At 63.7% G+C, this 8718-nt stretch carries 10 protein-coding genes; 9 read left to right on the top strand and 1 reads right to left on the bottom strand.

The genetic code is table 11. The annotated features are described in order from the left end of the window. Positions 1-88: 88 nt before the first annotated feature. Entirely contained in the window at positions 89-964 is an 876-nt protein-coding gene (gluQRS, locus tag EN879_RS14640) for a tRNA glutamyl-Q(34) synthetase GluQRS (RefSeq protein ID WP_063169082.1), read from the top strand. A 145-nt stretch (positions 965-1109) separates the two neighbouring features. Next, positions 1110-2006: a DMT family transporter gene (locus EN879_RS14635; protein ID WP_063169083.1), complete on the top strand. Its 897-nt coding sequence runs from the start codon at positions 1110-1112 to the stop codon at positions 2004-2006. A 102-nt stretch (positions 2007-2108) separates the two neighbouring features. Here EN879_RS14635 and EN879_RS14630 read toward each other — a convergent pair whose 3' ends face one another. Continuing rightward, positions 2109-2960, bottom strand: coding sequence for a YihY/virulence factor BrkB family protein (locus EN879_RS14630; protein WP_013529430.1), 852 nt, complete (start codon positions 2958-2960; stop codon positions 2109-2111). Between the two features lie 55 nt (positions 2961-3015). Between EN879_RS14630 and EN879_RS14625 the strand changes: the two genes are divergently transcribed. The 7 genes from EN879_RS14625 (at position 3016) to EN879_RS14595 (ending at position 8657) form a co-directional block, all read left to right on the top strand. Beyond that, on the top strand, positions 3016-3882 hold the full coding sequence (locus EN879_RS14625) for an SDR family oxidoreductase (protein WP_013529429.1): 867 nt from the start codon (positions 3016-3018) through the stop codon (positions 3880-3882). Positions 3883-3906: 24 nt separating this feature from the next. Next, entirely contained in the window at positions 3907-4098 is a 192-nt protein-coding gene (locus tag EN879_RS14620; protein WP_013529428.1) for a twin transmembrane helix small protein, read from the top strand. Between the two features lie 25 nt (positions 4099-4123). Next, a complete protein-coding gene (locus EN879_RS14615) occupies positions 4124-4705 on the top strand; it encodes a cob(I)yrinic acid a,c-diamide adenosyltransferase (RefSeq protein WP_013529427.1) in 582 nt (193 codons plus the stop codon). 28 nt (positions 4706-4733) lie between these two features. Next, positions 4734-5534: a rhomboid family intramembrane serine protease gene (locus tag EN879_RS14610; protein ID WP_127274110.1), complete on the top strand. Its 801-nt coding sequence runs from the start codon at positions 4734-4736 to the stop codon at positions 5532-5534. A 198-nt stretch (positions 5535-5732) separates the two neighbouring features. Then, positions 5733-6482 carry an electron transfer flavoprotein subunit beta/FixA family protein gene (locus EN879_RS14605; RefSeq protein ID WP_013529425.1) on the top strand — a complete coding sequence of 250 codons (750 nt, stop codon included), beginning with the start codon at positions 5733-5735 and terminating at the stop codon, positions 6480-6482. A gap of 158 nt (positions 6483-6640) precedes the next feature. Then, complete coding sequence (locus EN879_RS14600) at positions 6641-7570, top strand: electron transfer flavoprotein subunit alpha/FixB family protein (RefSeq protein ID WP_024503779.1); 930 nt, start codon at positions 6641-6643, stop codon at positions 7568-7570. Between the two features lie 208 nt (positions 7571-7778). Further along, positions 7779-8657 carry a 3-hydroxybutyryl-CoA dehydrogenase gene (locus tag EN879_RS14595; RefSeq protein WP_013529423.1) on the top strand — a complete coding sequence of 293 codons (879 nt, stop codon included), beginning with the start codon at positions 7779-7781 and terminating at the stop codon, positions 8655-8657. Positions 8658-8718 lie beyond the last annotated feature (61 nt).

Genomic DNA, 8718 nt, shown 5'->3' with positions numbered 1-8718 from the left:
GCGATACGCTGCATGCTTTCTTGTTCCTGAACCGGCAGCACGGTAGCAATTGGCAAAACCGCCGCACAACCCGATTGCCGCCGCAGAGATGACACTCCTGACATTCCGCTTCGCGCCCAGCCCCAATGGCGACCTGCATCTCGGCCACGCCTATTCGGCGCTGCTCAACCAGAAGCTGGCGGCACGGGCGGACGGCCGCCTGCTGCTGCGCATCGAGGATATCGACACGACGCGCTGCACGCCGCAATTCGAGGCCGGCGTGCTTGCCGACCTGAAATGGCTGGGGCTTGGCTGGGAAGAGCCGGTGCGCCGCCAATCCGAGCATTTCGCCGAATACCAGGCGGTGCTCGAGCGGCTGGTCCGGGAGGAACTCGTCTATCCCGCCTTCATGAGCCGTGGCGAGATCCGCGCCTTCATCACCGACAGTGAAAAGCGTGGGCGCGACTGGCCGCGCGATCCCGATGGCGTGCCGCTCTACCCCGCCGCTGACAAGGCGCTGCCAGTCAAGGAACGCCAGCGGCGGATCGCCGGGAATGCGCCCTTCGCCTGGCGGCTGGATGTCGATGCCGCCTTGGCGCGTGTCGGCAAGGACCTGTCTTGGACCGAATTCGCCGACGAGACGCTTTCCGCGACACGCTCGATCGAAGCCCGTCCGCAGGACTGGGGCGACGTGATCGTGGCGCGCCGCGATATCCCGACCAGCTACCACCTCGCCGTCGTCATGGACGATGCCCTGCAAGGTGTCAGCCACGTCGTGCGCGGACAAGATCTGTTTTCCGCCACCGGCGTGCAGCGCCTGCTGCAGCAACTCCTGGGACTGCCGCAACCCGCCTATTTCCATCATCGCCTCATCCTCGGGCCCGACGGGCGAAAACTGTCGAAGAGCCTGGGCGATACCGGCCTTGCCGCCTTGCGCCATGCCGGCGCATCGCCTGACGACATCAGGCGAATGGTCGGGCTTTGAGCCCGGTGAGACCAAGAAGCCACCCCAGATGGGCCGGCGTTGAATTCCGGTGATCTATGGATCAACCGTTTCGCTTTGCGCGCCGGGGTGAACGGGATTAGAGCATCGCCACGGCAATTCTCTCCAGTGCGGCGGACTCCGGAACATGCACAGCATCAAGCGGTTCATTCCCGCCACCTTCGTCGTTCTGTGGGCGACCGGCTTCATTGGCGCGCGCTACGCCATGCCATGGGCGGAGCCGTTCACCTTCCTCGCCGCGCGGTTCGTCATCGCCGCCATCCTGCTGGCCGTCCTGATGCTTGTATTGGGTTCGAAAAAAGCCACCCGCGAGGAGGCGCTGCATGCCACCGGCGCGGGCATCCTGATGCATGGCGTCTATCTCGGCGCTGTGTTCTGGGCCATCCACAGGGGCATGCCGGCCGGCTTTTCGGCCCTCATCGTCGGCCTGCAGCCGCTGATCACGGCGGTGCTGGCCGGCAAATTCCTCGGCGAGGCGATCCTGCCGCGTCACTGGCTTGGCCTTGGCATCGGCCTCATCGGTATCGTCATCGTGCTGTGGCCGAAGCTCGGCGCGCTCGGCGGCGGCGTGACCGCGGCGACATTGACAGCCTCGCTGGTTTCGGTGCTCGGCATGAGCGCCGGCACCATCTGGCAGAAGCGCTTTGCCTCCGGCGGCGACCTCGTCGCGGCGACCATGTGGCAATATGTCGGCGGTGGCTCGCTGATGCTCGTCGCCTCCCTCGCCTTCGAAACCCACACGGTCGTCATCAATGGCGAACTCATCTTCGCCATGGCCTGGCTGGTGCTGGTGCTGTCGCTCGGCGCCATCTTCCTGCTGATGGTGATGATCCGCGACGGCGAGATGTCGAAGGTCGCCTCGCTGTTCTACCTGGTGCCGGCGGTGACGGCGATCATCGCCTGGGCCCTGTTCGACGAGCAGCTCAACGCACTTCAGATTGCCGGCATGGCGATCACGACATTCGGCGTCGGCCTGGCAACGGCGCGGCAGGCCAAGGGAAGAACTGTGGAATTGAGGAATTGAGGAATTGAGGAATTGAGGAATTGAGGAAGAAGCACAGACAGCGCCGGATATGGCCCGCTTTTTCTCCAATTCTTCAGTTCTTCAATTCCTCAATTCGCCCTGTCATCCCACCCGCGCACGCGCCTCCAGATAGCGGCTGATCGCGGCATTGAGCTCGCCGCCGAGGATGAAGATCGCCGACACCATGTAGAGGAAGACCACGGCGATCATGATCGAGGCCAGGCCGGCATAGGTCGTCACATAGGACGAGAAGTGGTCGAGATAGGTGGCGAAGATGGTCGAACCGATAAGCCATGCCGCCAGCGTGAAGACGATGCCCGGCACCAGCGACACGAAGCGGCGCTTGCCCGCCGGCAGCCAGAAATGGACGGCAAACAATCCGCCGACAATGACCGCCGAAGCGATGACGTAACGCCATAGCGTAATGGTGCCCATATAGGGCTTGATCCAGTCGATATGGGCTTCGGCGAGCCGCGCCAGCAGCGGCGCGAACACCAGGAGCACGCTGATCGCCAGGAAACCGGCCGTGGCGATGAGCACGAAGATGATGCTCTGCACCCGGCGGTAGATGATGCCGCGCGTTTCCGAGACGCGGTAGGCGCGGTTGAGCGACGTGCGCAGCGCCTCGATGCCGTTCGAGGCAAAATAGGCCGCAAGCACCACACCATAGGTCAAAAGGTCGGTGCGCCTGACGGTCAGCACATTGAGCACTTCGCGCGCGATCGGCTTGGCGATCTGTTCGGGCCAGGTGTCGAAGACCAGATGCACGGCCGTGTCGGAGAACGCCTGCGCGCCGAGGAAGCTCGCCAGCGTCGTCGCGAAGATCAGGAACGGGAACAGCGCCATCAGCGAGGTGATCGCCAGATGGCTGGCCATCGCCCAGCCGTCATCGGTGTTGAAATGGCCAAGTGCGTCGTAGAGGACCCGCTTGAGGGCTACGATCTTCCGCAACAAGAACCGCGCCCTCCAATTGTCTCCACGCCGGGAATATGGGAAGGGATTGCGGCAAATGGCAACCCTTGGCGAAACCACGAACAGTCCGGCGCAGAAGTTGCGCTCGATTATCATCACCGGTGCGTCTTCGGGAATAGGCGCGTACTGCGCCCGCGCGTTGAAGGCGGAGGGCTGGCGGGTGTTCGCAACGGCGCGCAAGCCGCAGGACATCGCCGCGCTCGAGGCCGACGGCATCGAGGCCTTCTATCTCGATTATTGCGAGCCGGACTCCATCGCCGCGCTGGTGACGGCGGTGCTCGACCGCACCGGCGGCCGGCTCGACGCCCTGTTCAACAACGGCGCCTATGCGCAGCCGGGCGCCGTCGAGGATCTGCCCGTTGCCGCGCTCAAGCAGCAGTTCGAGGCGAATTTCTTCGGCTGGCATGATTTGACCCGCCGGCTGGTGCCGGTGATGCGCCGCCAGGGTCAGGGCCGCATCGTCCACTGCTCGTCGATCCTTGGCCTCGTGCCGGTGCGCTTTCGCGGCGCCTATTCGGCGTCGAAGCACGCACTGGAGGCCTTGATGCTCTGCCAGCGCCAGGAACTGGCCGGCAGCGGCGTCCACGTTTCGCTGATCGAGCCGGGGCCGGTGAAGTCGAAGATCGCCAGCAATGGCCTCATTTGGTTTCTCAGCAACATCGACCACGAGAATTCCGTGCACCGCGTGGACTATGCGGCGCAACTCGAGCGACTGCGGGCCGGCGGCAGCCAATCGGCCTTGAAGCCAGGGCCGGAAGTGGTTCATGCGGCGCTGCGCCATGCACTTCTGTCGCGGCGCCCACGCCCGCACTATGTGGTAACAGTGCCCGCCAGGATCGGCGCGGTGCTCAGACGCATCCTGCCGGCATCGATGCTTTACCGCCTGATGGCCAAACGCGCCTGAACGCCAACCAACTGGAACGAAGCAATGGCAACCGTCTTCAACATTCTCGCCATTCTGGTCATGGTCGCCGTTGCGGTCGTGCTTGTTCGCGGCCTCATCAACATGATGCGCGGCGGCTCCGGCGTCACCTCGAACAAGCTGATGCAGGCGCGAGTCATGCTGCAGGCCGTGGCGCTGGTGCTGATCCTGCTGGCGGTGTATTTCACCCGCAAGTGAGGATGCCGGCGGCCGGGGAGGCGAAATGGTCAAGCTCAACAAGATCTACACCCGCACCGGCGATGATGGCACCACGGGTCTCGGCACCGGCGAGAGGCGGCTGAAATCCGATCTGCGGGTAGAGGCCTACGGCACGGTCGACGAGGCCAATGCCTGCATCGGCATCGCCAGGGTCCACACGGCCGCGGCCCATCCCGCGATCGACGCCATGCTTTCCCGCATCCAGAACGATCTGTTCGATCTCGGCGCCGATCTCGCCGTACCCGACGACGGCAAGCCGCTCGGCTATGAGCCGCTTCGCATCGTCGCCGTGCAGACCGACCGGGTCGAAAAGGACATCGACCTTCTCAACAAGGAGCTTCAGCCGCTCAAATCCTTCGTGCTCAATGGCGGCACAGCGGCGGCGGCGGCACTTCACCTTGCCCGCACCGTGGCAAGGCGAGCCGAAAGGCTGATGGTCGCACTGGCCCAGGACCCGAACGAGCACGTCAACCGCGACGGTCTGAAATACATCAACCGCGTCTCGGATTTCCTGTTTGTCGCCGCCCGGGCGGTCAATGACAACGGAAACGCCGACGTGCTATGGGTTCCCGGCAAGAACCGCTGATTGTCGAAAGCGGAAGAGGGCCTGGGGCATGTTCATCCCGCTTTACGACACCAACAGGCTGCGCCACATCCGCCTGCAATATGTGACCATCGGGCTGATCGTGGCCAACGCCCTGGTCTACCTCGCCACCGCGCTCGGCGGCGAGAGTTTCTCCAATGCCGCCGTGCTTGGTCTCGGCTTCATCCCGTCGGTCGTCCATGACACCGCCGAGCTCGATCCCCGTTTTATCGTCATCCCCGAAAGCCTGAGCTACCTCACCTATTCCTTCCTGCATGCCGACATCTTCCACCTCGGCGGCAACATGCTGTTCCTGTGGGTGTTCGGCGACAATGTCGAGGACGCGCTCGGTCACATCCGCTACCTCATCTTCTACCTGTTGTGCGCGATCGCCGGCGCCGCCTTCCAGGGCCTCGTCGCCTGGGACTCGCAGGTGCCGCTGATCGGTGCCTCGGGCGCCATCGCCGGCGTGGTCGTCGCCTATCTGATCCTTTATCCCAGGGTGAAGGTCTGGGTGTTGGCCTTCGCCCGCATCCCGCTGCGCATTCCGGCCTTCATCCCGCTCATCCTGTGGGTCCTCTTCCAGGTGGTGATGTTTGCCGCCGGCGGCGAGGATCAGATCTCCTGGGCCTGCCATATCGGCGGCATCATCGCCGGCGCCGTTCTGGTGCTTGTCTTGCGTAGCCGCGGCGTGCCGCTGTTTGCCGGCGCCGACGAAGACGTCGCGCCCGCCGCGCCCGCCCAGCCGCCGGTTGCCACGGAACCGCTGATCCCCGATCAACCCGCCGCGACACCGCGCTGGGGACGCGGAAACGCTTCCAGTTCGGACTGAACCGATTTGAGCCACTTGCAGCGTATTGACGTGCAGGGTTGCCGCAACTACGGAAACGTCTCCGCCGCAACCTAAGGCGGGCAAAGACCAGAATTTCCATCCGGCCAGAATTTCCACCTGGAATGTCGGCTTTCGACAACTCAGAACGGGTGCAGGCTGTTATAGCGCGCCCAATTAGCGTGAAGAGGTGACAGGCAAATGAAGATCCTTGTGCCCGTGAAGCGGGTTGTGGATGCGAACGTCAAGGTTCGCGTGAAGGCTGATGGTTCGGCGGTGGAGCTCGCCAACGTCAAGATGGCGATGAACCCGTTCGACGAGATCGCGGTTGAAGAAGCGATCCGGCTGAAGGAAGCTGGCAAGGCGGAAGAAATCATCGTCGTCTCGATCGGCCCGCAGCAGGCGCAGGAAACCCTGCGCACGGCGCTCGCCATGGGCGCCGACCGCGCCATCCTGGTCAAGACCGACGAACAGACCGAGCCGCTCGGCGTCGCCAAGGTGCTGAAGGGCGTCGTCGACGCCGAGCAGCCCGGCCTCGTCATCCTCGGCAAGCAGGCGATCGACGACGATTCCAACCAGACCGGCCAGATGCTGGCGGCACTGTTGGGCTGGGCGCAGGGCACCTTCGCCTCCAAGATCGTGCTCGACGGCGACAAGGCCAAGGTGACGCGGGAAGTCGATGGCGGCCTGCAGACGGTGGAACTGAAGATGCCGGTGATCGTCACCGCCGACCTTCGCCTCAACCAGCCGCGCTATGCCTCGCTGCCCAACATCATGAAGGCCAAGAAGAAACAGCTCGACGAGAAGAGCCCGGCCGACTACGGCGCCGACGTCAAGCCGCGGCTGAAGGTCATCAAGACCGAAGAGCCGAGCGGCCGCAAGGCAGGCGTCAAGGTCAAGAGCGTCGCTGAGCTGGTCGACAAGCTGAAGAACGAAGCCGGCGTGCTGTAAGGAAATCCGATGAGGCCGGCCTGCAAACGGCTGGCTTCTCCGCTTCCGGTGCTCACGTACAGAAGTACGCTCCGCTCCGGTTCTCGAAACCAACCGTTTTCGACTCGGCCTGACCGGATTTCAGGGAGCCGCGAAGACGAAAGTCAGGAATATCATCAATGGCTATTCTTCTGATTGCAGAACACGACAACGCAACCCTTTCCGACCAGACCGCCAAGGCGCTGTCGGCCGCGCTGCAGATCGGCTCGGACGTGCATGTGCTGGTTGCCGGCAAGGGCGCCAAGCCGGCAGCCGACGCTGCCGCCAAGCTGAAGGGCGTGAGCAAGGTGCTGTTGGCCGAGGCCGACGAGCTTGCCGAGCGCCTGGCCGAACCGACGGCAGCGCTCATTGTGTCGCTGGCGGGCGCCTACGACACCATCATCGCGCCGGCGACCTCGTCGGGCAAGAATGTCGCGCCGCGCGTGGCTGCGCTCCTCGATGTCGCGCAGGTGTCCGAGATCATCGAAGTCGTATCGCCCGACACCTTCAAGCGGCCGATCTATGCCGGCAACGCCATCCAGACGGTGCAGTCGAGCGACGCCAAGAAGGTGATCACCGTGCGCACCGCCTCCTTCCAGGCAGCCCCCGAGGGCGGCTCGGCAGCCGTCGAGACCGTTAAGGCCGCGGCGAATCCGGGCCTCTCCACCTTCATCGAGAACAAGCTTTCCGAGACCGACCGTCCGGAGCTGACCTCGGCCAAGATCATCATCTCGGGCGGCCGCGCGCTGGGCTCCTCGGAGAAATTCCAGGAGGTCATCCTGCCGGTTGCCGACAAGCTCGGCGCCGCGGTCGGCGCTTCCCGCGCCGCCGTCGATGCCGGCTATGCGCCGAACGATTGGCAGGTCGGCCAGACCGGCAAGGTGGTTGCCCCCGATCTCTACATCGCGGTCGGCATCTCCGGCGCCATCCAGCACCTTGCCGGCATGAAGGATTCCAAGGTCATCGTCGCCATCAACAAGGACGAGGAGGCGCCGATTTTCCAGGTTGCCGACTACGGCCTCGTCGGCGACCTGTTCGTCATCCTGCCGGAACTGCAAAAGGCGCTTTGACGCTTTCTGCCAAAGCGTATTAAATGGTGAGGGTGGGGTAGACGAAGTCGCCCCGCCCTTTTAGTTTGCACCGCACAAAAAGCAGGCCGCAAAGGCTGAAAGCAATCCAGCAAAAGTGCGCAGCGGTTTTGCGTCCGGGATTGCGGTAAAATAAAAGGTGGAGCGCTTTCGCAGTTCAAGCGGAAGGGTTCAGGACGGGATCGGTGTAATGAGCAAGATCGAGACGATCGGCATCATCGGCGCGGGCCAGATGGGTGGCGGCATCGCCCATGTCTCCGCGCTTTCAGGCTACAAGGTATTGATCTACGATATCTCGCCCGACCGCATCGAGAAGGGCATCGCCACGATCAGCGGCAACATGGCCCGCCAGGTGGGGTCCGGCAAGCTCGACGAGAAGGTGCGCAACGATGCGATGGGCCGCATTTCGGCCGCGCCCGCGATGGCCGATCTTGCGGGTGCTGACCTGGTGATCGAGGCGGCGACCGAGGACGAGACGGTCAAGCGCAAGATCTACGCCCAGCTTTGTCCGCAGCTCAATCCCGAAGCCATCCTGGCGACCAACACCTCGTCGATCTCGATCACGCGGCTTGCCGCGCAGACCGACCGGCCCGAGCGGTTCATCGGCATACATTTCATGAACCCGGTGCCGCTGATGAAGCTGGTCGAACTGGTGCGCGGCATCGCCACCGAGGACCAGACCTTCGAGGCAGCCAAGACCTATGTGAAGCAGCTCGACAAGACGATCACGGTCTCGGAGGATTTTCCTGCTTTCATCGTCAACCGCATCCTGCTGCCGATGATCAACGAGGCGATCTACACGCTCTATGAGGGTGTCGGCTCGGTCGACGCCATCGACACCGCGATGCGGCTCGGCGCCAACCATCCGATGGGGCCGCTGCAGCTGGCTGACTTCATCGGGCTCGATACCTGCCTGTCGATCATGCAGGTGCTGCATGACGGCCTGTCGGACTCCAAGTACCGCCCTTGCCCGCTCCTGGTGAAATATGTCGAGGCCGGCTGGCTCGGCCGCAAGACCGGGCGCGGCTTCTACGACTATCGCGGCGAGCATCCCGTCCCGACGCGCTGAGCGGATCGTCGGCGCAAATCAGGGACAAGCCTTTCGGTTCAGCGGCGACGGGTCTATCAGG

This window comes from Mesorhizobium sp. M7A.F.Ca.AU.002.02.1.1 (assembly GCF_003998535.1).
Taxonomy (GTDB): domain Bacteria; phylum Pseudomonadota; class Alphaproteobacteria; order Rhizobiales; family Rhizobiaceae; genus Mesorhizobium; species Mesorhizobium ciceri.
The sequence above is the reverse complement of the archived record's forward strand: the minus strand, read 5'-3'. Positions and strand labels throughout refer to the sequence as shown.